This window comes from Stenotrophomonas sp. YIM B06876 (genome assembly GCF_030711595.1).
GTDB lineage: Bacteria > Pseudomonadota > Gammaproteobacteria > Xanthomonadales > Xanthomonadaceae > Stenotrophomonas.
The window spans coordinates 1-260 of sequence record NZ_JAUJUJ010000358.1 but is presented as its reverse complement, the minus strand read 5'-3'; the positions used below and the strand labels follow the sequence as shown (position 1 = coordinate 260).

General features: G+C 66.9%; 1 pseudogene. It reads right to left on the bottom strand.

Annotated elements, in window-relative coordinates:
• Positions 1 to 260 (bottom strand): annotated as a pseudogene (locus QZH66_RS17270) (lysine decarboxylase); the annotation flags it as partial.

Sequence of the window (260 nt, the reverse complement as noted above, 5' to 3'; positions counted from 1 at the left end):
ACCAGCGCCGTGCCGCCGGGCGGCTCCATCATGGCGGCGGCCACGTCGCAGCTGGCGATGATGCTGTACTGCGGGCTGGTCGAGGTGTGCATCAGGTACGCCTCGTTGAACAGGTGGCGGTCGAGCTTCTCGGTCTGCGAGTCCTGCACCAGCACATGGCTGGCCTGGCTGATGCCGGCGAGCAGCTTGTGGATCGATTGCGTGGCATAGACCACCGAATGCTGGGGGCGCGCGCGCTTCTTGCCCATGGCGTGGTAGGC